This is a genomic window from Paraburkholderia xenovorans, from assembly GCF_046030735.1.
Taxonomy (GTDB): Bacteria; Pseudomonadota; Gammaproteobacteria; order Burkholderiales; family Burkholderiaceae; genus Paraburkholderia; species Paraburkholderia xenovorans_A.
Map to the genome: position 1 here is coordinate 41,312 of NZ_JAQQBV010000010.1, position 22,627 is coordinate 63,938.

Here is a 22,627-nt window from a genome sequence, read left to right on the forward strand (position 1 = left end):
AAATGAAAAACCCAGTAAGACAGCTGTTTGCACAAGTCAAGGAAACGGGCGGTTGCGCTGCCACGGGGGAAATGGTTCGGCATGAAAGCGCGGCGGAAACGGAGCGGGAGGTGATCGATGTCACGCGGGACGGCATGCAACACGTTACCGACGATCTGGTGGGAACAACAGTCGAGTCTGCACGCACGGCATCGCGGATTGTGATGACTTGCGACTTCATGCGGACAGGAGAGCACATCGAATTCAATCAGAGCATCAATCTGAAACGAATGCTTGATTTGCTTTTGCCCGCGATTGAAGCGGCGACCGATCTGCCGGTGCAGACGTTTCCTGATCCGGACGGCGTTGACTACAGATCGTTGGTTTCGAAGTTATATGCGACGTTCGGCCTCGAGCCTTCCGCGGATGCATGGGCGAAAACGTACCATGCTTCCAGCCTGACCGAATTCGCCGATTTGACGGATCAGGTATCGGCGTTGCTCAAAGAGGCCTTTAGCGGCGCAGTCGTGATCTCGTTCGAGTCTTCTCCGATGCTGCGGCATATCATCGAAAGGCATGCTGTCGCTCATATCGATGTTCGAATGCATTTCGAGCGTTTTATGGACGACCTGCCGTTGACGTTCAGTTCGAACTCGAAACCGGTTCGCGACGCGATCCGGCGATTCCAGATCGAGCGCAACGACGTGGCTCAACAGTGCCGGTCGATCAAATCCAGTACAGCGGCGCGGCAACTGCCTGAGAACACTGTCGTGTTCATGGCGCAAACGAGACGGGACTCGTCCGTGATCACCCAAGATGGCAATTTCTTCGACATCCGTCCTCATATGGACAAGGTTTCAACGATCCTCGAATCGTACGGGACGAAGAACTTCCTGATCAAAGCGCACCCGATCGAACCGGATAGTCCCGTCGTCAAGGCGCTGCTGACATTGCCGGGCGCACGGCTGACGAATATCAACGCTTATGAGTTGATGTGCTCGGACAATGTCTCCGCATTCGTCACGTTTTCATCATCTACGGGACACGAGGCCGAGGCGTTCGGCAAACCGGTTCACTGGATATCGACCGGCCAGCCGATCCGTCGATATATTCCAGTGATGTTCGAATTCAGAAATGCCGAATTCTGGCGCGATGTTTTGCTGGCGCTGAACGTGCAGGTCAAAAAAGCACATGTTGAACAACGTGTCGAATTCCAGCCGGAGTTCGTCAGACAATGGTTCGGGATGAAGCGGGATGGCTCGTTGACTCAGGGGCCGACGCAAACGCTTATCGGCGGCAAACTCGATTCATTGAAAATGCGTCTTTCGAAGTGGCGAGGCGTGCGTGGCACAGTGAGCTAACGTAGCGGATTGACGAGGGGAGCGCCGCACGCGTTGGTCCGCGGCCAACCCTCATTAGCCTTCATTAGCCCTCACACATCGAACTAGATTCTTCCGCCACAATTTTCCGCCTCGAAACGATCCAGCTCGCCAAGCAAATGCCTGATCTGGAAAGTCTGCATTTCGGTGAGGGGAAATTCGTCCTGTATGCGTTGTAGTCGTTTTCGCCAATAGGCTGGCGGCAATACAGGTTCACCGCGGAACGCGCGTAGCGACGGCGCCATCACGCGCGAAACGTGAGCGATGTCATCATCCATTGTCATGCCGGAACCCCGGAAAACCTCGTTATTTAATTGTGGCTTCTTATGACGCGCTTGAGGTGAAACGGGTTCGGACGACGGGTGCAAGCGCCGACGCTTATAGTAAGAAATCAGAATGCCCAGGTCAAGATTTCTGAGCATCTGGAGGACCAGGCCGTGCCGAAAGATGATGGAGATCTTCATGCGCGAAGGGTCGACCGATGCGGTGGCCGATCGCATGACGTCATTCGAGGATTTCAACCGCTTCGTCGGGCTCGATGAAGCGGTGGCTGAAGAGGCGTCGTTCAACGCCGCTGTAACGGCCATAGGTTTTTAATTGCCGGCATCTCGCGCGTCCTACGAATAGGTGCGTTAAATGCGGCTGGATAGATGAAGTTATTTTTCCCGCTTTAGCAGACGGCCACGCGTTGCAGTACCGAGCGGCGCCGCGACCTCGGCAATCGCCTCGTGCGCAGCGGGAAATCCCGGCGGATACTCGACCACACGTGGCGCTCCTGCTAAAGGCTGCAACGCGGTGCTCGTACGCGCCCCGATTCGCGCTCCGCCGACAATGGCGGCCATCGCCTGGTGGTCGAGTTCGACGCTGTCGCTGAGATCCTGAATCACGAGCTTTGCCATGACGGCTCCGGAAAAAAGCGAAGCGGCGGCCGGTGCGATAGTCCGGCCGCCGTTTCGGTTGGATCGTGGGGTGTGCTGAGGTCTCCTCGCACTATCAGTATAGGAAATGGCTTTACAACGTGTCCGTCGGATTCGTGAGCGGCGGTACGAAGGCCCCGAACCTTCGCTGCCGCGCGTCGTTACACGGCGGCGTAGTTCCCGCCCCACAGCGACGGGCTGACGTTCAGGTGCAACGGCGTGAAGTCCGAGCCGATCACACCGACGTTGTTGAGTGCGGCAACGTTCACGTATTGCATCTGCGTGAGGTTCTGGTTCACCGACACGTTGACATTGGCGATGCCGCTGAGGCCCGGCAGCGAGGGCAGTCCGGGCACGCTGCCGCCGGTGCCGCCTGACACGGCCGACATCGCGCGGCGGTCGAGCTCGCGGGCGCCGGACAGATCTCGAATCATGAGGGATGACATGGTGATTCTCCAAAATTGCGTGGAAGACGGACGTAAGCGCCCGTGGCGTCGTGAGGCGGGTGATCCCGTGAGATCGTGCGCCTCACGCGTGCCGGCTTTACACGTGGATGTTGTTGCTCGTGGAGATGCAGGGCACCACCGACGTGTTGATGCAGCTCGCGAACGCGACGTTGTTGCCGTTCGCGCTCTGCAGATTCAGTTCGTTGTTGATGAGTTGCGTGGCGTCGACCTTCTTGCTGTTGTCCGGAGCGACGACCGGGCTGAAGTTGTAGTACGCCGAGCTGGGGTAGCCGAATCCGGTCCCGCCGCGCACGGCACTCATGGCTTTGCTGTCGAGTTGTTCGGCGCGGGACAGGTCTTTGATCATCAGCGTGTTCATGGTGAATCTCCTGGAGGAAAGGATCACAGCGTTTCGGTTGGGTTCGAGCAACTTGTCTGCTCGAGTGTCACTAATGCATGGGCTGTGCCAGTTTTATTCCAGTGTCCTAAGAAAGTTTCGAGAGGCTTGATGCACGGGGATTTCGCGGCATGGTCCTGCATCGATACGGACGTGACGCATCGCAAAGACAAGCGGGTGGTGGTGGCGCTGAACCGACAAACCGCCGCGCGCTGTTGGATATCGCACGACATTAAAGCCGTGCGCTTGCAACGGGGCAATCCTGGTTTGCGAAAGAGCGGGTCGGGAGCTAGTATCGATGTGGCACATGTAACTGGTTACGACAGGTTTTCACTCAACTCGACAGGCTGCGGTCGCACGCGATCCGCCTCGACGGCAGCGGCGGCGCTTCGCACATATGGCTAGCCTTGCGCATGTGATTCGCGACTATCAGAGCGGCGAGCTGTCTCGCGACGCGTTCCTCGCTCAGCTCGACAGCACGTTGACGACCGACGGCTTCGGTCCCGCGCAGCTGCTGGAAATGCTCGGCAGCGCACAACGCAAAGCGCCGCTTCCCGACGATCTCTATGTCGAAGTACGGCGGCGCATCGAGCAGTTGCGTGTGTCGAACGTGGCGGCGGGCGGAGAGGAAACCGGCATGCAGACGACCGTCGAGCTTCCGCCCGCGCGCGCTGCGGGTGCGGGTGCGTCGAATTCGTCGAGCGCAGCGGGCGTGCCGGGTCACGATCAGATCAAAGGCACCGGCGATACGCTGAACAATCGCTTCGTGCTCGAAGAGTGTCTCGGCGTCGGCGGAATGGGCACGGTCTACAAAGCGCTCGATCTGCGCAAGCTCGAGGCATCGGATCGCAAGCCGTATCTCGCGATCAAGGTGCTCAACGTCCAGTTCCGCGGCAACCCCAATTCGCTGGTTGCGCTGCAACGCGAGGCGCGCAAGGCGCAAGTGCTCGCGCATCGCAACATCATCACGGTGTACGACTTCGATCGCGATGGGCCGATCGTCTACCTGACGATGGAATACCTGAGCGGCAAGCCGCTTAGCCAGTTGCTGCGCACGCCCGGTTACCAGGGCATGCCGGTGCGTGCGGCGCTGCCGATCGTGCGTGGCATGTGCGGCGCGCTCGCGTATGCGCACGAGCGCGGCTTCGTGCACTGCGATTTCAAGCCCGCCAACGTGTTTCTGACGATCAACGCCGAAGTGAAGGTGATCGATTTCGGCATCGCCCGCGTGTTTCAGCGGCCGGAGGAGGAGAGCGACGCGACGGTTTTCGATCCCGGCAGCCTCGGTGCGTTGACGCCGGCGTACGCCAGTCCGGAGATGATCGAGCATCGCGAGCCGGACCCGCGCGACGATATCTACGCGCTCGGCTGCATCACGTACGAGCTGTTGACGGGGCATCATCCGTTCGACCGCTTGTCGGCGACTCAGGCGCGCAACGCGGATTTCAAACCGCAGCGGCCACCGAATCTCGACGCGAAACAATGGCGTGCCCTGCGCGCAGCGCTGTCGTTCGATCGCACTACGCGCATGCCGAGCGTGGTGCGCTTCATCGCCGAGTTCGACAACGAAGCGCGCGCCGAGAAGTCGGGGACGCTCGCGAAGGTGGGGCTCGGCGGCCTCGCGGCGGTGTGCGCGGCGGCGGTGGGCGTGTTCGCGTTTCGTGCGACGCCGGATCGTCAGAACGATGCGCGGCTGGCTGCGGCTGCGACTGCGGCGACGGATGTGGTGGATCGGGAGGCTTCCGGGTCTTCTGCGTTGCCGGTAACTTCAATCGCAACGACAGATTCTGCGCCCGACACACCATCCGCGCCGAAACCTGCGTTAACGCTGGCAACCGTCGCTCCGGCGCTCGCGCAAGTGCCGTGTTCGGCGTTGGCCGCTTCGGTCCAGGATCATTCGCTGACGGTACGCGGCTACGTTTCGCAACGCTATGGCGTCGCGCATCTGAAGGACATGTTGGCGGCGTTGCCGGGCGTCGATACGCTGGCGTTAGAGGTCGAACCGCTTGCCGACGACAAATGCGACACCGTGAATGCACTTGCGCCCTACTGGACGCGCAATCTGCAGGCCGGCCACATTGCGGCGCTGCACGTGCGGCCGCCCAGCGGCCAGTTGAACGAAGGCGACCCGCTGGTCGTCGACGTGACGACGCCCGCTTACGACTCGTACGTGAACCTCGACTACTACCAGCTCGACGGCAACGTCGTGCACATGGTGCCGGGTCCGCGCGCGAAGGACAATCAGGCGCCGCCGCGCTACACCGCGACCATCGGCGGCGCGGGCGACTGGATCATCTCGAAGCCGTTCGGGTCGGAGATGGTCGCGCTGCTGATTACGCCAGCACCGCTTTTCGACAAGCCGCGCCCGGAAAGCGAATCGCGCGCCGACTATCTGCGTGCGCTCGATACCCGGCTTGCACAGATGGCCGCGAAGTACGGGCAGGACCGCATCGTCGCGGATTTTGCGCCGATTACGACGAGGTCGCGCACGCAGTGAGTTATGCGTCGAAGGCCGGGGATTACTTCAGATCCTTCACGACCCGAAAGCCATCTTGCGACTGCCGCACGCCTGCGCTGTATTTGAAGCGCGTCGCGCTGAGCATATAGCTGCCGCCTTCACGCCATGAGCCGCCGCGAATCACGCGCATGTCGCAACCGGGGCTGTCCCATGCGTGACCGTCGGCGGGCGCGCCCTGGTAGGAGTTGTGCCAGCAATCGCCGACCCATTCCCACACGCTGCCGTTCATGTCGTACAGACCGAACGGATTCGGCGCGAAGGAACCGACGGCTTCTGGTCCTTCCTTGTGCCACGGGTCGCCGCAGTCCTTGCAATTCGCGTTGCCTTTGCGCATCTGATCGCCCCACCAGTACTGCGTGGTGGTGCCGCCGCGGTCCGCGTATTCCCATTCGGCCTCGGTGGGGAGTCGATACGATTTGCCGGTCGTTTTGCTCAGCCACTTCACGTAGGTTTGCGCATCGTCCCAACTGATGTCGCGCGCGGGCGCCGCTTTGTTTGTATTGCTCTCGGGCGTCAGCTTCTGACACGCGTTCGCGGCGACGCAGGCATTCCATTGTTCGACCGTTACTTCGTATTTGCCGATCGCAAACGGCGCGCCGATGCTCACGTGATGGACGGGTTTCTCTGAAGGATCGTCGTTGGCGTTGCCCATTGAAAACGAGCCTGCGGGTAAAGCGATCATCAATGGGCAGGTGGCGCAGTCGCGGCTTTCTGAAGCACCCGGCGCATGAGACGCGGGTTTCTGTGCGACGGCGGGTGTCGCGGGAGCGGGCGGTGCTGCCGGCGCAGATGTGGCCGTCGCGCGTGGACGTTCGGCTGGCGCGGCGCTCACCGTGGCGGCAGGTTTTGCGGACTGCGATGCCGGTGCATTGGGCGGAAGCGGTGGATTCGCCGTTGGCGTCGACGATGAAGCCGCCGCATGCAAGCGTTCGATACGCGCATGAGCGAGCGTGGCGAAGCGACCGTTCGGATAGGCCTTCAAATAGGCCTCGTAATCGCTCGCGTAGTTGCTGTCCTTGATCGAATCCCAGAAGGTCAGTTCGTATTGCTCGCTGCTGTCTTTCGGCAGAATGCCTCTACTGTGCAGTGCAATAACAGGCTCATCGGATGCGATAGAGGCAAATCGGGAAGAGGTTTGAGCGGTCAGGACCGATGTTGCCAGTACCGTTGAGAAGCCTTGTGTGAAGACGATCCACGGTGTCTGCTCGCCTCCTGTCGTCGCACGTACCTTCGCTGCAATGCGGCTGAAAAGAGTCGACAGATTCTGTGCCGTTGCGTTATCGAGCGCGTGTAGCAGCGCCTGCGTAAAAACACCATGATGCGCGCCATCCGCTGCGAATCCGCCGGGAGCGGTAGCGTATGCGATCAACGTATTGTCCGGCAGCGCAACATCGCTCATTGGCGCGTCGCCCGAGAACGGATTGTTCAGGCATGTGTCGAGAATCACAAGGTTGAGCTGATCCGCTCGCGGCACACGCATCGCTTGCAAGACGGTTCGCAGTTCGATATTCGCACCGACCAGTTGCGCCGGTGTGCGCTCATCGAGCCCAGCAGGGACGAGTAGCGTTTCGTTGCCAAGCTGCATGCCGTGCCCCGCGAAATAGAAGAGACCGACGCCGCCTGCTTGCAGACGTCGGCGGAAATCGTCGATTGCCTCGCGCATTTGCGGGCCGCTTGCATCGGTGCGCAGGATCACGTCGAAACCCCGCGCGCGAAGCGTGTCGCGCATCGCCTCGGCGTCGCGTACCGCGTTGCCGGCGAGCGGATCGTGTGCCGCACCGTATGCGCCGTTGCCGATCACCAGCGCGACACGGCGAGCTTGCGACGCGTGCGGTTCGCCGTCGCGCTGCGTTGCGGCTTGAACTTCGCCGCAATGCGCCTGTATGGCGCCGGCCATACATATCAGCAGGAAGATTCGCCACATATTCACATCCTGTTTGTTCCGGACAGAACATAGGTATTCGAAGACCGCGACGTCCCTGGTGATCGTTTGGGCGTAGCACGCGAAATAACGACCCTGTGGGGCACTTTCTTCGATAACCGATGAACAACGATAGCACGCGCTTTACGCATCACAATGGTCCGCGTATCGCAATGCGTTATACGGTTAACGAGTGTCGCGTATCTTTTTGGCAAGTTACGACCTAAGCTGATTCACAAAGTGACGCAGCACGGCCGTCTTAACAGAGCGGCCACCGCATCTGGCGCGTCGCCGCGAATCCTGCCGGAGCGCGCAGCGTCTCGTTGCGCGGCCGACGCGGCCATGTCCACTCTTCGAGGGAGTGCGCAATGCGAAGAATCCGTACACCTGGCGCTTCCTTCATACGACAGGGCGTAGGCGCGCTGGTCATTCTGTTCGCCCTCACGCAGCCGCACAGTTCCGCATTCGCCGCGCCGACCACTTCGCCGCCGGGCGCCGAGGAGTACATCATCTGGCCGTCGGACGGCGCGGTGATTCACGGCGGCAAGCTGTGGGTGCGGATGGGACTGCGCAATATGGGCGTGTGTCCGAAGGGTGTCGTGTTTCCCAACAGCGGCCATCACCATTTGCTGATCGACACCGATCTGCCGCCGCTCGATCAGGAGATTCCGTCGGATCGCAACCATCTGCATTTCGGTGCGGGCGAAACCGATGCGCGCATCGAATTGCCGCCGGGTAAACACACGTTGCAACTGCTGCTCGGCGACCACAACCACGTGCCGCACTCGCCGCCGGTGTATTCGAAGAAGATCACGATCACCGTGCTGAAAAACTAGCGCAGGCGGTTTTTCACTACGGTTTCGTCACGATAGAGAGACCATCATGTACAAGCTCATCGCGGCCACGGTGCTGGTGACTTCGGCGGCGCTCGCATCGCCGGCCGTGGTCCTCGCAGGCACGACGCCGGCGCCGGCCGGCGCCTATGCCTATATCGGCTATCCGAACGACGGCCAGGTGATCGCCGCCAACAAACCGTTTCGCGTGTGGTTCGGGCTGCGCTACATGGGCGTGGCGCCGAAGGGCGTGAAGTATCCGAACACGGGGCACCACCATCTGCTGATCGATACGGATCTGCCGCCGATGGATCAGGAGATTCCGTCCGATCGCAATCATCTGCATTTTGGTGCGGGAGAAACGGAGACCACGATTCAATTGCCGCCCGGCAAGCACACGTTGCAGTTGCTGATGGGCGACGACATGCACGTTCCGCACAATCCGCCGGTGTACTCGAAGAAGATCACCGTCATCGCGCGGTGAAAAGCGGGGCGCTGGAAAGGCACTGTCTTGTCGCGGCCAACACTGAAATGGGAGTTGTTGGCTACTAGCGATCATCTTCGGTTCGCTGTGTCGAGCCAGTCGCGCGCAATCCAATAGTACTTCTTCTCTCAAGCCCTTTATCTGTAGCCTTCTGGCGAGTTGACGAGGATCGGAAAGCACAACTGGCACAGCCCATGCATTAGTGACACTCGAGCAGACAAGATGCTCGAACCCAACCGAAACACTGTGCTGTTACCCCTTCCAGGAGATTTGCCATGAACACGCTGATGATCAAAGACCTGTCCCTCGCCGAACAACTCGACAGCAAGGCCATGAGTGCAGTGCGCGGCGGTACGGGCTACTGCTATCCGTCTTCGCCGTCGTATTTCAGCTTTACGCCGGTGTACGCGCCGAACAACAGCAAGACCGTCGACGCGACGCAACTGATCAACACCACGATGAACATCCAGAACGCGAACGGCAACAACGCTGCTTTCGTTTCCGGCATCGATACGTCGATCAACCCGCACGTGAGCGCCAGCAACAACATCACCGTGTCCTGATCGGCACAGGTCGCCGCGGAGGCGCCGTCGCCTCCGCGGGTTTTGTTATACGCACCGTCAAAAAGCATTCGCAGCCAATCGTTCTTTCCACACGACTCCCGCATCCCCGCACCTATTTCCTGCGCCGGCTTCTTGCAGCGCGCGTTCTTCTCGTGCAATGCGGCCGGCGTCATCGGAGACAATCGTGTCAGCGTCGTTCGATTCTTCGCACCTGTCGCAACTGCGGCAGCTTCCCCGTCTCCATCGTGGGCCGACCAGTGTCGGCCGGATGAAGTCGACGCTGCAAGGACTGGGTGCCGCCATTGCGTGTGCCGCGCTGCTCAGCGCGTGTATCGACGTCGGCATGCCCGACTACAAGCGCCCGGATACACCGGCAAAGACTTCATGGTCGGATCAGAAAGGCTCGCCGGTGTCGGCGAGCGCGACCATCGAGCCGGACTGGTGGAAGGGTTTCCACGACCCGTATCTGGACACGCTGATCGCGAAGGCGATTGCCGGCAATTTCGACATCAAGGTGCTGGCTGCGCGCATCGACGTCGCCGGCACGCAAATCGGCGAAGCGAAAGCCGGCGCGTTGCCGACCATGGACCTCGGCGCCGGCGCCGATTTCGAAAAGACCACTCATCAGACTTTCGCGAAACAGTACAACCTCGCGACCCAGGTGAACTGGGACATCGATATCTGGGGCAAGGTGGAGAAGGGCGTACAGGCGCAAAAGGCCGAGTACCACGCGAGCGAAGCCGATTGGCGCGCGGGCTATCTGGAACTGGTCTCGAATGTGTCGAGTACTTATTTCCAGATCCTGCAATTCGACGACCAGATCGAGCAGCAACAAAAAACGCTGGTCACGAATAAGCAGATTCTCGCGATCTACGACGGCCAACGCCGCAACGGCCTCGTGCCACAAACCCAGGTGCTACGCCAGCAGGCCGAGATCAACCGCCTGACCAATCAACTGCTTGAACTGCGCCGCTCGCGCGACATTGCGAATAACGCGCTGTGCACGCTGCTCGGCGTGCCGGCCGGCGAATTCCAGTTGCCGAAAGGGCATTTGCAGCAACGCGTGCAGCTGCCGGCGGTTCCGGACGGCCTGCCCGCGCAATTGCTGGCGCGACGTCCCGACGTGGTGGCGGCCGAATTCAGAGTGCTGGAGGCCTACGATCTGGTGGGCCAGGCCAAGCTCGCGCAATTGCCGAGCATTAGCCTCACCGGTCATGGGGGCACGGCCAGTTTTGCGCTGACCGATCTTCTGAAATCGTTCACGTATGGCTTTATGCCCAGCATCAATATCCCGCTGCTCGATCCCGGTGTGCGGGCGCATGTGAAGGTCACGCAAGCGCAATCGGGCGTCGCCGAACAGCAGTACCGCGTGGCGGTAATGGGCGCATTCGAGGAGGTGGAAAACGCACTGGTCAATCTGAATTCGCACAAGGCCCAGCGCGTCGAGCTGGAGCAACAGGTGGCGCGCTTGCAGATCGTCGCCGATCAGATCGAATCGCAGCTTCGGCTCGGCGTGATATCGCAGCTCGAGGTGTTCGAAACCGAACGCACGTTGCTGGAGGCGCAGCAGGACTTGCTGTCCAATCACCAGTTGATCCTGTCCGACACAGTGCTGCTTTACAAGGCACTGGGCGGCGGCTGGCCGAGTGTCGATGTGCAGGCCGAGGTAAAGACGCACTGAGGGCGCACGGACGGAGCACTGAAGGAGCACTGAAGGAGCACTGAGCTAATCCGCCACGTGAGGTGCGGCGTGGCGTATTTTGCCTGCATCTGAGGTGCTGATCGGCTTCATTAACGGTAACGGGAAATTGACACTCGCGATGTGTGACTTAAAATCTGTAAGGGACCGACGTCTGCATCATTCGGTTAAAAACTCGTCGATTCGCGGTCGTTCTTCCTCTCTTCGTTGCGTTCTCGCCGCAGCGGGTAAACGATTAGTGATCCAGAAAAAATGACCACCGGCGAAGTTCCGATTGCGGAGATACGCACGACAGTTGGCCCCGCGTTCGACGTGGTGCTGTCGCCGGTCGCATCCGTGCAGCACGAAGCGCTCGACGCGATCCGGATCGTCGACAACCTGTTTGCGATCGGGCGCAGCGAAGTGCCGTTTACCGATTACCCGGCTGAGCGAATCACGCGTCTGTCGCGTCGGCATGCACGGATTTTTACCGAGCATGGCGCGGTTTATGTCGCCGATCTCGACAGCAAGAACGGCACGACGGTGAACGGTGTGGCAGTGCGCAAAACGCCCGCGCGCGTGCGAGCCGGCGACGAGTTGTGCTTCGGCGGCGAGCTGTGCTATCGCGTGAGCATCGAGCCGCGCGCGCGGATCGTCGCGGCGGTGACCGCCGTGCCCGCGCCGGCGTTGCTGCTCGCGCCGCAACGCGCCGACCTCGGGTTACAGCCGATCGAGGTGCTCGCGTTTCCATTTCTCGTCAGCAAGACCGATGAGATTTTCTCGCGCTACAAGCACCTCTATCCGCATCAGGTCAATTACATTTCGCGGCGGCACGCGCATATCTTTCTGAAGGGCGGCGAGCTTTACGTCGAAGATCTGGGCAGCACCAATGGCACATTCGTCGGCGGAAAGCGGCTCGACGAATCGGCGCTGCGGTTGGCGGGCGGCGACGTGATTGCATTCGGCGGCGACCACTTCGTCTACAGGGTGACACTGCAACAACCCGCCGAAGTCGAGCCGACCGTGACCCAATTGTTTCTCAACCCCGCGATCGACGACACCGCGGATACCGACAAAACCACGTTCGTCGGCGCGGCCCATTCGTTCCTCGATATCTTTTGCGTCGATCCAGCACTACAACGCGAAGACGAAGTCAACGAGGCGGCGCAGCGCACGTCCGCGCAGACGAAACGCGATGCAACCGCCGGCGGCGCAAACGGAAACCATGCTGCCCACGGCGCGGCATCGCCGAAAACATCGACGAAAACATCGACGCAACGCTGGCGCCTGCTCGCCGCAGAATTGACCAGGGCCTTTGCGGGCAGCGAACGCATCGGCTTGCGGCGCATTGCGTGGTGGGGCGGCGCGGGTTGGGTCGTGCTGGCGGCGCTCGCATTCACGCTCTATCTGCGCGGTTCGTCCGAGCGCGAACTAAAAAGCCTGCTAACAAGCGGCGATTACAGCAGCGCGGTCGCGTCGGCGAATGGCTATCTGGCAAGCCATCCCGGCGACGCGAAAGTCAGCGCGCTCGCGAGCGAGGCGCTGCTGAAGGCGAAGATCCCCGGTTGGCTCAACGCGCTGCAAAAGGCGCAGTTCGATCAGGCCGACACGTTGCTCAAGGAGATGAAGTCGTCGAACAGGAACAATGCGGACGCTGCCGCGCTGATCGCCGAATTGCAGTGGGTGGGCGATCTGGAGCGCTTCGTGGTGGGGCGCGGTGGTGTCGACGCACCGATCCGCCTGTACACGGACGAAGCGACGATTAGCGGCTTGCTGCAGCGTTGGGACGACGACCCGAAAAGCCATCAGCGTGCGCTGGATCGTATTGCCGGTTACGTGCCCGTTTTCGCCGAGCCGTATGCGCAAGCGTTGAGCCATCTGCGCAAACTGGAAAGCGACGACTCGGTGTACATCGCCGCGATCGACCGCCTGAATGGCACCATCCGCACCGAACTCGCACGCGACAAACCCGATGCGCTGGCTGCCGTATTCGACGACTACGCGCAGCGCTATCCGCGTCTCGCCGGCCTCGATCGTCTGCGGGAAGATTGGCGGCAATACACCGACGTACTGAATGCGATGCTTGGCCGGCAGCTAGGTCCGCTGCTCGCATTGCTGAAGACCGTGCGTTTCAGCACGCCGCCGTTTCAGGCGCAGTTCCATCAACTGGCCACGAGCCGTCTGCCGTCGAACGATGTGATCGAGCGCCACGACGCTGTCAGTGCAGCATGGCTGCGCGGCGACGCGCAGCAGGCGCTGGCCGGCTTGCAGGCGATGCCGGCCGGTCCCTGGTCGGATGTGCTCGCCGCGGAACAGGCGCACAAGAAAGCGTTGCTCGATCAGTTTGCCGATCTGCAGAAAGCGCGCGGCGGCAAGGATTACGACCCGCGTTTGCTGTCGTTTTACGCCAGCCTCGATCCGAAGACGGACGCATGGTTCGTGCAGTCGATTCAAAAAGACGTGTCCGCGTTGCGCGACACCGCGCTCGCTCGCGCGCAGGATTTGCTGCTGCGCGCGCAGAACCTGTGGAAACAATATCGCGCGGCCGGTTCGATCGGCGGCACGGAGCGGCTCGAAAGCGGAATCTCAGGCCGCTTTCGCAGCGCGGCGCGTCTGCTCTCCGATGCGCAAAGTGCGGCGCAACAGGGCATGCGCATCTACACGCAACTGAAGGCGGATCATCCCGCCGACTTCGATCGTCTGCAGGCGGATATCGACGCCGAAGTGGCGCTGCAGCGCCGCTCGCTGACCGAGTTGCGCATGGTGCTGGACCCGGCGCTGTTGAAGACGAAGCTGGCATTGATCGGAGGCGGGCAGAGTGAAACGCGACAGTCACCTTAGGTCGCTGTCCGAGGCGCTGGAGGACCATAGCGTCGAAGGCATCGCGATTCTGACCGCCGAGCCGGTGCGGATCGCGCGCGCGCTGATCTGGGCGATGGTTGCGCTGGTGGTGGTGGGGCTCTTGTGGTCGTTCGTCGGTCGCGCCGATGTGATCGTCAGCGCGCAGGGCACGTTGTCGCCGGAATCGGAAGTGCGCCGTATCTATGCGCCGATCGATGGCGAGCTTGCCGATCTGTACATCGCCGAGGGCCAGCCGGTGCAAAAGGGCGACGTGCTCGCGCGGCTGAATGCACGCGGTGCGATCGAAGCAGCCAGCAATGCGCTGCAGGCACAGCTCAAACTCGAAGATGCCGAACGCGACTGGAAGCAGTTTCCCGACAAGAAGGCGCTGATGGAGCGCAAGGCCGCCGCGCTGAAAGCGCAGATGGAAGTGGAGGCGCACCAGCACGAGAACCGCGTGTCGGAAGGCACCACGAGGCTCGCGGAAGGGCAGAAAGCCGAACTCGACGAGGCGCGCAGCGTGCTCGACAACGCGCGCCGCACGCGCGAAGCCGCGCGCCAGGAACTGGACCGCTACTCGCGACTTTTTGCGCAGCCGGGCGGCGGCGGTATCGCCGAATTGCAGGTTGAACAGAAACGCACCGCGGCACTGGAAGCGGATAACGCGTACCGTGTCGCGCAATCGAAGCTTGCGGAACTGGATTTCCGCCTGAGTCACGAATACGCGCAGGCCAATGCGCAACTCGAAACCAGCGGCCAGCAGACGACGGATCTGCAACTTCAGTACGACTCGGCCGTGCGCGACATCACCGACGCGGAAGACAAAGTACGTCTGCAACTGCAAAGCGCGCGGCTCGTCTCCGAAGCGGCGGCGCGCATCCGCTTCGAGAACATCGACAAGGACAACTTCCTGCTGATTCTTGCGCCGGTCTCGGGCGTGATCACCGATGTCACCTCCACGCAACGCGGCGACAAGATCCAGGCGAATGCGCCGCTCGGCGGCATCGCGCCGAAAGACGCTAAACCCGTTCTGAAGATCGAAATCGCCGAACACGATCGTGCTTTTCTGCATGAAGGCTTGCCGGTCAAGTTGAAATTCAACGCGTTTCCGTATCAGCGCTACGGCCTGATCAGCGGCACGCTTGCCTATATTTCTCCCGCCACCAAACCATCGTTGCAGGACAAGCAACCGGTGTACGAAGGCCGCGTCACGCTCGACAGGAACTACTACCAGATCGCCGATACCCGCTACCCGTTGCGTTACGGAATGACGGCAAGCGCGGAGATCGTGGTGCGCGAGCGGCGTTTGATCGACCTGGGTCTCGATCCATTCAGGCAGGTAGCGGGTTGAGCGCCGCCACGCAGATCACCTATCAATCACAAGGAGCGGATGACATGACCGCGATAGTGCGAATCGATGATGAAGTCGTGGATGTGGGCGAGTTCATTCGTCTTCTGAAACTGACGGGGCAGTTCGAGAGCCTGATCGAACAGATCGTGCGCGACAAGCTCACCGTGCATGCAGCGAAGAAGCAGGGCGTCGCGGTGAGCGCCGACGAAATCCAGCAACGCGCGGATCAGTTCCGCCGTGTGCGCGGTTTGCATCGCGCGACGGATATGAATCAGTACCTCGACGCGTTGGACGTCAGTCTCGACGAATTCGAGGCTTTCATTACCGACGGCCTGTATCAGGAAAAGATGCTCGACGTGGTGGGCAACGACTCAGCGATCAACGATTACTTCGCGCTGAATTCGCCGAAGTTCGACGCGATCGAGGTCAGTCATATCGTGCTCGACAGCGAGGGCAAGGCGAAAGAGATGATCTCGTATCTGCACGACGACCCCGACAGTTTCGCCGAGATGGCGCGCGAGCATTCGATTGCCGACACGCGCGAAGCGGGCGGCGTGATCGGCAAGGTGCTGCGCGGATCGTTGAAACCGGAGATCGAGGCGAAGATTTTCAACGCCGCGGTGGGCGATCTGCTCGGGCCGTTTGCATCGGCGGATCGCTCGTGCTTCGAGATATTCGCAGTGACCGCGAAGTATCCAGCCACGCTCGACGCCGACGTGGCCGCCGAAGTGCGGCGTCTGCTGCGCGAGAGCTGGTTGATCGCCCGTGCGCAGGAACATGTGATCGAAGCGCGCTAATGCGCTAGCGCGTTATTGCGTTAGTTGGCCGGCACAAGCTGGATCGAGGCTGAATCGCCCATGGATGCACCCCAGACCACTCCGTCCGCCGCAGCGTTTCTAACTTCGGTGGAAATCCTCTCGCCGTTTTCGCGCGACGAGATCGAACGTCTTGCCGAATTCGCGCAGGCACGTTTCTATTCGTTCGGCGAGACGGTGTGCTCCGCGGGCGAAACGGCTGACGGCCTGTATGTGGTTCGCTCGGGATCGGTGCGGATCTTTACCGAGGAACACGGTAAGGAAACCAGCATGGGCGTGCGCAAGTCAGGCGAGATTTTCGCCGACATCGCCATGTTGCGCGCTTATGTTCACGAGGCTTCAGTGCGGGCATCGGCGAAAACCGAGTTGCTGTTCATTCCGCGCGCCGCGATCGAACCGGTGATCGCGGGCAATCAGGCCGCGCTCGCGTTCGTGGCGAGCTATGTGGCGATCAATTCGGCCGGCGGCTTCGTCGCGCAACTATTCGATCTGCGCGGCAAGCTGAACAAGGCGGAACTCGAAGAATACGTGCGCAGTGTCGGCGTGAAGCGGGTGGCTGCCGGCAAGGAAATTCTCAAGCAGGACGGTCGCGAGGATCGCCGGCTCTACGTGGTGCGGCAAGGCGAAGTGCGCATCGTGCGGCACGAGGAAGGGCACGACTACACGCTGGCAAAGCTCGGCGAAGGCGAGATCTTCGGCGAAAAGGCGTGTTTGATGCGTCAGGAGCAGATGGCGTCGGCCGTGGCTTCTACCGATACGCGCTTGCTGGTCATTCCCGAGCGCACCGTGCATTTCATTCTCGAGCGCAATCCGAAACTGCGCGAAGTACTGGACGAGCGGATTCGTTACGGCGACCGGGAATTGCAACGGCAGAAGCGCGTTGAACAGCGCCGCAAGCTGCCGCTGATGCTCGACCTGCAGACCAAACCGGAGTTCGGCGAGAAAGTCATCAAGCGCTTTGCGCTGGTCGAGCAGGCCGAGGAAATGGATTGCGGCGCGGCCTGTCTCGCGATGGTATGCCGCCACCACAACATTCCGATGACGCTCGGCAAACTGCGCGAGCTCGCGAATGTGACGACGCAAGGCGCCACGCTCGATAGCCTTGCGCGCGCCGGAGAATCGCTCGGCTTCACCGCGCGCGGCGTGCAATGCACGTTCGATTCGCTGCGCGGCTTCGATCTTCCGTTCATCGTGCATTGGGAGGGATACCACTACGTGGTGGTGTATGGCGTTTCCAAAGAGTACGTGTGGGTGGCGGACCCGGCGCTCGGCTTCAGAAAGATGACCGTGGAAGATTTCGAGCGCGGCTGGAGCGGCACCTGTCTGCTGTTTACCGGCGGCCCCAATCTGTTGCGGATGTCCGCGGCGCGCTCGCCGTGGATTCGCTTTGTCGGTTATCTCAGGCCCTACAAAAAGATACTCGGACACCTGTTTCTCGCCACTTTCGTGATTCAGGTGCTCGGCGTGATTCCGCCGCTGATCATCCAGAACATTCTCGACGGCGTGATCGTGCATCAGAACGTGAGTCTGCTGCATCTGCTGATCGGCGGGCTGATCATCGCCAATGTGTTTTCGCAGTTGATGTCGTCGATTCGCGCTTATCTGGCGAACTTCATGGTGCGCAATATGGACTTCGCGATGATGTCGCAATTCTTCAAACATACGATGTCATTGCCGTTCTCGTTCTTCGCGAAGCGCAAAACCGGCGATATCTTCGCGCGCTTTCAGGAGAACCAGACGATCCGTGCGTTTCTCACCGAATCCACCGTGACGACCGCATTGAATCTGCTGATGGTGTTCATCTACTTCACGATCATGTTCGTCTACAACGTGAAGATGACTTTGGTGCTGATCGCTTTCGTCATACCGATCATGGCGCTCACCGCGCTCGCCACGCCGAAGATCAAGAACTACGCGCGCGAGGTGTTCACCGCCTCCACCGATTCCAAGGCGTTTCTGATGGAAGCGCTTGCGGGTGTCGAGACGGTCAAGGGTATGGGCATCGAGCGGCCCGTGCGTTTGCGCTGGGAAAAGAAATACGCGAAGGCGCTGGAAGTGCAGTACCGTGCGCATGCGTTCAGTATCCTCATCGGCCTCGGCAGCCAGTTGCTGAATGCGGCGACAACCATCGCGATTCTGTGGGTGGGCGCCAATCTCGTGCTGGCGCGCGAAATGACGATCGGTCAGTTGATCGCGTTCAACGCGTTCATGGGCAGCGTGCTGGGCCCGCTGATGGGACTCGTCGGCTTGTGGAGCATGTTGAACGATGCGGGCGTCGCGATGGAGCGTCTCGGCGACGTGCTCGACATCGAGCCCGAGCAGAAGCCGGAAGATCTGCCTTCGCGGGTGATGCTGCCAGAGCTTCAGGGCGAAATCAGCTTGAGCGGCGTCTACTTCCGCTACGGCGACAACGATTCCGCTTACGTGCTGGAGAACATCAGCTTCGACATCAAGCCCGGCGAACTGGTGGCGATCGTCGGACGTAGCGGCTCGGGCAAGACCACGCTCGCGAAACTGCTGGTGGGCTTCTATACGCCGACCGAGGGCAAGATGACGATCGACGGCTACGATCTCGGCGTGGTCGACAAAGCCTATTTCCGCGCGCAGATCGGCTACGTGATGCAGAGCAATCTGCTGTTTTCCGGCACGATCGCCGAGAACATCGCGAGCGGCGACGATGCGCCCGACCGCCGCCGTATCGAGGAAGTCGCGAAAATGGCCGACGCGCATGCGTTCATCAGCAAGATGCCGCTCGGCTACGAGCAGGTGGTCGGCGAGCGCGGTATCGGGTTGTCCGGTGGGCAGATCCAGCGCTTGTGCATTGCACGCGCGCTGTATCACGACCCGCGCCTGCTGGTATTCGACGAAGCCACCTCGGCACTCGACTCGCAATCGGAGAGCAATATTCTCGGCAATATGCACGACATCCTGAAGGGCCGCACGGCGGTGATCATCGCGCATCGGCTCAGCACGATCATGCGCGCCGACAAGATTCTCGTGCTGTACGAAGGCGCGATTGTCGAACAGGGCCGTCACGATGAACTGATTCAGCGCGGCGGCATGTACTACCAGCTAGTCCAGAAACAGTTGAGTGCGTGATGAAGATACTCGATCAGATAGAAGAAGCCGCACCGGCGATTTCGTACGCGGGCTTGATCGAGCGGATCGAGATCTTGCGTTCGACGCTGCGCTGGTCGTCGCGTCTCGAACGCGCGGACATCGACAAGCTGTTGCGACAAGCCACGTCGCTGCGCGACGAGGTGATGCAGCTTTCGCACAAGGAGCGCTTCGTGCAGGCCGCCGCGGCCGCCGATGCCGCGCCGGACCATTCGGCGGACCAGTCGCGCGGCGCGCGCCGCAAGGCGTTGCTCGAACGCAGCTTCATTTTCGAAGGGACGTTCGGCGACAATCCGCGTCTGCTCGAATCGCTCGAAATCGCCGAGAAAGCTGCGCCGACCGATTTGCCGGTGCTGATCGACGGTGAAAGCGGCACCGGCAAAGAGCTGATGGCGAAGGTGATTCATGCGAACGGATCGCGTGCCGACAAGCCGTTCATCTCGGTGAACTGCGGGGCGATTCCGGACAATCTGCTGGAGTCGGAATTGTTCGGGCATCGCAAGGGGGCGTTTACCGGGGCGTCGAACGATCGCAAGGGCAAGTTCGAAAGTGCGCATACCGGCACGATATTTCTCGATGAGATCGGCGAGCTGCCGCTGGCCGGCCAGGTGAAGTTGCTGCGCGTGCTGGAAGCACACGAGATCCAGCGAGTGGGCTCCGACGAAACGATCGCGGTGGATACGCGCATTGTCGCGGCGACCAATCGCAATCTGCGGCAACTCAGCGAAGAGGGCAAGTTTCGCGAGGATCTGTTCTACCGGCTCAGCGTGATTCACGTCACGCTGCCGCCATTGCGCGAACGGCGCGATGAAATTCCGCTGCTGATTTCATGGTTCGGCGACGAGGCCGCGGGCAATCTGAAACGGCGGCCCGTCAGATTGACGCCGCGTTTGCGCGACTTTCTGCTGAACTACGCGTTTCCCGGCAACATCCGCGAATTGCGCAACGTGATGTATCGCGTGTCCTGCCTCGCGGGCGACATGGCCGACCTCGATCACCTGCCGGTGGATATGCGGCCGGCCGCGCCGGGTTCTACCGTCGCTGCGACGGCGAGCGGTCATGAGCCGATCAGCGTCGCGAATCTGATGTCGTTGAGCGACGCCAAACGCGCGGCCAGCGACGACGCGGAGAAAGCCTTCCTGGAGCGCGGGCTGCGCGAGGTCGGCGGCACGGTTGCGGAACTCGCAAGACGCATCGACATGAACCGCTCGCATCTGCAAATGCTATTGAAGAAACACGGTTTGCATTCGAAGGACTTTCGTCACCGGAATCTGAACGCGTCGCCTGGCAAGAACGGCACCGCTGAAAACGAAAACGAAGAAGACGACGGCGATTCATGAATCACTGCATTCCACGCAAATTCACGGTGCAGGATTCAGCAGGGTCTTTTCCGACGCATACGGGTCTTCTGCCCGCACCACCACCGCGGTGATGTTGTCGCGCCCACCGCGCGCGAGCGCCAGTTCGACCAGTTCCTTCGACGCTTGCTCGCACGCCACGCTCGTCAACACGGCGAGCATTTCTTCGGCGCTGACTTCGTTGCTCAGGCCGTCGCTACAGAGAAGAAAGATGTCGCCGTCCGCGACTTCGATCGCGTCGTCGTCGAGTTCGAGCAGATCGGTTGCGCCGACTGCGCGCGTGATCATGTGCTGGGCCGGATGATGCCGCGCTTCTTCATCGGTAATGACGCCGAGCAGTTTCAGTTCTTCGACCTGGCTATGGTCGCGCGTCAGTTGTCGTAACGCGCCTTCGCGCAATAGATAGAGCCGGCTGTCGCCGGCCCATAGATACGCGCAGAAACGCTCGCAGGCCAGCAGCACGACAACCGTGCTGCCGATTCGCTGCACCTGGCGGCGCGTCGCTTCGTCGCGTAACTGCCGATTCGCCGTTTGCAGACACACGCGTGTTTCCGCAACGGACGCGTTGAGGCCAGCCGGCCGCGCGAGCCGGTTCAAACCGTCGATCACGAGGCGGCTCGCGACGTCACCGACCGCGTGCCCGCCCATGCCGTCGGCGACGGCCCAGCGTCCGGATTCGGGCTGGTCGAGGCAGGCATCTTCATTGATTTCACGGACGCGTCCGGCGTCGGAGCGCGCGGACGACGTCCATCGAAACTGATTGGCACAGGTCACAACGGCTACACCGTATCGTTTCTGCTGCGTGCGTCGGGAGCGACACTGATGGTCGAGTTCGCGCCGGTATTGCGCACGTCGACCGACTGGAACGTGTTGATCATCTGGTTAGCATAGAAGTTGTTCGACACCTCGTACAGATTGACGACCGGCCCGATGCTAGGCGTTTCCCGCACATAGGGCTGAATCCAGCCGTACACCCATGGCGCGCCACCGCCGCCGCGAATCGATGCCATTGCTTTGCGGTCGAGCGCGAGGTTCATCGAAAGATCGTTCACTGTGATCGAAGCCATGTCGTTCTCCGGTTGGCCGCACTCACGCGGCGCGCGGTTAAAAGAAGCTGAATCCGATCTTGCAAGGGGCATGCCAATTTGCGGCGCACACGAGTGCGTTGCCGCAACACGTTGATGGCACGGCGATTTCGTCCGGTCCCCGAAGTACGTTGAGGGTATGCACGTGGCCAGAGGTCGGCATGCAGCCAACAACGGCGCGCGCAAACCGGTGCGACGCCCAACACATCGGACAGATGTGTGGACGCTAGCTTTAGCGCCGGGGGATGAGTGCCGTTCGCCGACACATCGGTGCGAATTCTGTCGGGTCGCCACCACCACCTGTCCGCCCAAGAACCGCGCTATTTTCCGTTTGCCCCCTTAAATAAAGGCGTTTCAACGCCTGGCCCGGATGATGCAAATGAACTCGCAACAGTGTTGGAAACGAAACGAGGCCAGCCATGAACACCACTTCTCTTCAAACGATCGAAGCACAGCGCAATGAAAGCCGCCGTGCTTCGTCGGCGATCGAGTTGCCGATCGGCGCTCATCTGGTTACGCAACGTCGCGGTTATGAACATCACGGTATCTACGTCGGCAACGGCCGCGTCGTTCATTACGCGGGTTTTGCTGGCTCCGCGCAGCGCGGTCCGGTTGAAGAAGTGGAGTTGGAACGTTTCGCCGCCGGTCATTCGCTGACGATCCGCGCGACGCCGAGCGCGCGTTACGTCGGCGACGAAGCAGTGCGTCGCGCCCGCTCCCGTCTCGGCGAAAACCGCTATCGGCTGCTGACGAACAACTGCGAACACTTCTGTTCGTGGTGTCTGCTCGGCGAAAGCCGCAGTGAACAGGTGCATTGCTGCTTGCGTCATCCGCGTACGGGTGTGCATGCGCTGGTGTGCCTCGTGAAGGCTTTTGTCGAAAGCGGCAGGGCGTGCGCTCAGTCGGCGCACATCGCGTGAACCCGCCGGATCGCCATGAACGGAT

General features: G+C 60.9%; 20 protein-coding genes and 1 pseudogene. 13 read left to right on the forward strand and 8 right to left on the reverse strand.

Translation table 11 applies throughout. The features are described from left to right. Positions 1-2 precede the first annotated feature (2 nt). Positions 3-1,340 carry a hypothetical protein gene (locus PQQ51_RS11875; RefSeq protein ID WP_408496977.1) on the forward strand — a complete coding sequence of 446 codons (1,338 nt, stop codon included), beginning with the start codon at positions 3-5 and terminating at the stop codon, positions 1,338-1,340. A gap of 83 nt (positions 1,341-1,423) precedes the next feature. Here the strand turns inward: PQQ51_RS11875 and PQQ51_RS11880 are convergent, their stop codons facing one another. After that, positions 1,424-1,822: a hypothetical protein gene (locus PQQ51_RS11880; RefSeq protein ID WP_408496978.1), complete on the reverse strand. Its 399-nt coding sequence runs from the start codon at positions 1,820-1,822 to the stop codon at positions 1,424-1,426. Here PQQ51_RS11880 and PQQ51_RS11885 point away from each other — a divergent pair. After that, complete coding sequence (locus PQQ51_RS11885) at positions 1,821-1,955, forward strand: hypothetical protein (protein WP_408496979.1); 135 nt, start codon at positions 1,821-1,823, stop codon at positions 1,953-1,955. The genes PQQ51_RS11880 and PQQ51_RS11885 overlap by 2 nt on opposite strands. A 59-nt stretch (positions 1,956-2,014) precedes the next feature. On the opposite strand, the gene PQQ51_RS11890 is transcribed toward PQQ51_RS11885, so the two are convergent. From PQQ51_RS11890 to PQQ51_RS11900, 3 genes are all read right to left on the reverse strand, one after another. Then, positions 2,015-2,257 carry a hypothetical protein gene (locus tag PQQ51_RS11890; RefSeq protein WP_408496980.1) on the reverse strand — a complete coding sequence of 81 codons (243 nt, stop codon included), beginning with the start codon at positions 2,255-2,257 and terminating at the stop codon, positions 2,015-2,017. A 179-nt stretch (positions 2,258-2,436) separates the two neighbouring features. Next, the gene (locus PQQ51_RS11895; protein ID WP_408496981.1) at positions 2,437-2,721 is read right to left on the reverse strand and encodes a hypothetical protein; all 285 of its coding nucleotides are present in this window, start codon (positions 2,719-2,721) and stop codon (positions 2,437-2,439) included. Between the two features lie 97 nt (positions 2,722-2,818). Continuing rightward, the gene (locus PQQ51_RS11900; RefSeq protein WP_408496982.1) at positions 2,819-3,100 is read right to left on the reverse strand and encodes a hypothetical protein; all 282 of its coding nucleotides are present in this window, start codon (positions 3,098-3,100) and stop codon (positions 2,819-2,821) included. Positions 3,101-3,515: 415 nt separating this feature from the next. Here PQQ51_RS11900 and PQQ51_RS11905 point away from each other — a divergent pair, with 415 nt between their 5' ends. Then, the gene (locus PQQ51_RS11905; protein WP_408496983.1) at positions 3,516-5,615 is read left to right on the forward strand and encodes a serine/threonine protein kinase; all 2,100 of its coding nucleotides are present in this window, start codon (positions 3,516-3,518) and stop codon (positions 5,613-5,615) included. Positions 5,616-5,637: 22 nt separating this feature from the next. Here the strand turns inward: PQQ51_RS11905 and PQQ51_RS11910 are convergent, their stop codons facing one another. Both PQQ51_RS11910 and PQQ51_RS11915 read right to left on the reverse strand, forming a co-directional pair. Continuing rightward, positions 5,638-6,468 carry a formylglycine-generating enzyme family protein gene (locus PQQ51_RS11910; protein ID WP_494478653.1) on the reverse strand — a complete coding sequence of 277 codons (831 nt, stop codon included), beginning with the start codon at positions 6,466-6,468 and terminating at the stop codon, positions 5,638-5,640. 363 nt (positions 6,469-6,831) lie between these two features. After that, positions 6,832-7,560: pseudogene (locus PQQ51_RS11915) on the reverse strand (caspase family protein); the annotation flags it as partial. A gap of 365 nt (positions 7,561-7,925) precedes the next feature. On the opposite strand from PQQ51_RS11915, the gene PQQ51_RS11920 reads away from it, so the two are divergent. The 9 genes from PQQ51_RS11920 (at position 7,926) to PQQ51_RS11960 (ending at position 20,579) form a co-directional block, all read left to right on the forward strand. Continuing rightward, positions 7,926-8,393 carry a DUF4399 domain-containing protein gene (locus tag PQQ51_RS11920; protein ID WP_408496984.1) on the forward strand — a complete coding sequence of 156 codons (468 nt, stop codon included), beginning with the start codon at positions 7,926-7,928 and terminating at the stop codon, positions 8,391-8,393. A 46-nt stretch (positions 8,394-8,439) separates the two neighbouring features. Then, entirely contained in the window at positions 8,440-8,874 is a 435-nt protein-coding gene (locus PQQ51_RS11925) for a DUF4399 domain-containing protein (RefSeq protein WP_408496985.1), read from the forward strand. 275 nt (positions 8,875-9,149) lie between these two features. After that, entirely contained in the window at positions 9,150-9,437 is a 288-nt protein-coding gene (locus PQQ51_RS11930) for a hypothetical protein (RefSeq protein ID WP_408496986.1), read from the forward strand. A 268-nt stretch (positions 9,438-9,705) separates the two neighbouring features. Continuing rightward, positions 9,706-11,118: an efflux transporter outer membrane subunit gene (locus tag PQQ51_RS11935; protein ID WP_408497110.1), complete on the forward strand. Its 1,413-nt coding sequence runs from the start codon at positions 9,706-9,708 to the stop codon at positions 11,116-11,118. Positions 11,119-11,388: 270 nt separating this feature from the next. Beyond that, positions 11,389-13,956: an FHA domain-containing protein gene (locus PQQ51_RS11940; protein ID WP_408496987.1), complete on the forward strand. Its 2,568-nt coding sequence runs from the start codon at positions 11,389-11,391 to the stop codon at positions 13,954-13,956. Continuing rightward, positions 13,934-15,307: a beta-barrel domain-containing protein gene (locus PQQ51_RS11945; RefSeq protein ID WP_408496988.1), complete on the forward strand. Its 1,374-nt coding sequence runs from the start codon at positions 13,934-13,936 to the stop codon at positions 15,305-15,307. Before PQQ51_RS11940 ends, PQQ51_RS11945 begins: the two co-directional genes overlap by 23 nt. Before the next feature lie 44 nt (positions 15,308-15,351). After that, positions 15,352-16,104, forward strand: a complete 753-nt coding sequence (locus tag PQQ51_RS11950; protein WP_408496989.1) for a peptidylprolyl isomerase — start codon at positions 15,352-15,354, stop codon at positions 16,102-16,104. A gap of 60 nt (positions 16,105-16,164) precedes the next feature. Beyond that, complete coding sequence (locus PQQ51_RS11955) at positions 16,165-19,221, forward strand: peptidase domain-containing ABC transporter (protein WP_408496990.1); 3,057 nt, start codon at positions 16,165-16,167, stop codon at positions 19,219-19,221. Further along, a complete protein-coding gene (locus tag PQQ51_RS11960) occupies positions 19,218-20,579 on the forward strand; it encodes a sigma-54 interaction domain-containing protein (RefSeq protein WP_408496991.1) in 1,362 nt (453 codons plus the stop codon). Before PQQ51_RS11955 ends, PQQ51_RS11960 begins: the two co-directional genes overlap by 4 nt. A 21-nt stretch (positions 20,580-20,600) precedes the next feature. On the opposite strand, the gene PQQ51_RS11965 is transcribed toward PQQ51_RS11960, so the two are convergent. After that, complete coding sequence (locus PQQ51_RS11965; protein WP_408496992.1) at positions 20,601-21,371, reverse strand: PP2C family protein-serine/threonine phosphatase; 771 nt, start codon at positions 21,369-21,371, stop codon at positions 20,601-20,603. Positions 21,372-21,376: 5 nt separating this feature from the next. Then, entirely contained in the window at positions 21,377-21,664 is a 288-nt protein-coding gene (locus PQQ51_RS11970) for a hypothetical protein (protein ID WP_408496993.1), read from the reverse strand. Positions 21,665-22,101: 437 nt separating this feature from the next. On the opposite strand from PQQ51_RS11970, the gene PQQ51_RS11975 reads away from it, so the two are divergent. Then, positions 22,102-22,602 (forward strand): lecithin retinol acyltransferase family protein, encoded by a 501-nt coding sequence (locus PQQ51_RS11975; RefSeq protein WP_408496994.1) that lies wholly within the window; start codon positions 22,102-22,104, stop codon positions 22,600-22,602. Positions 22,603-22,627: the final 25 nt, after the last annotated feature.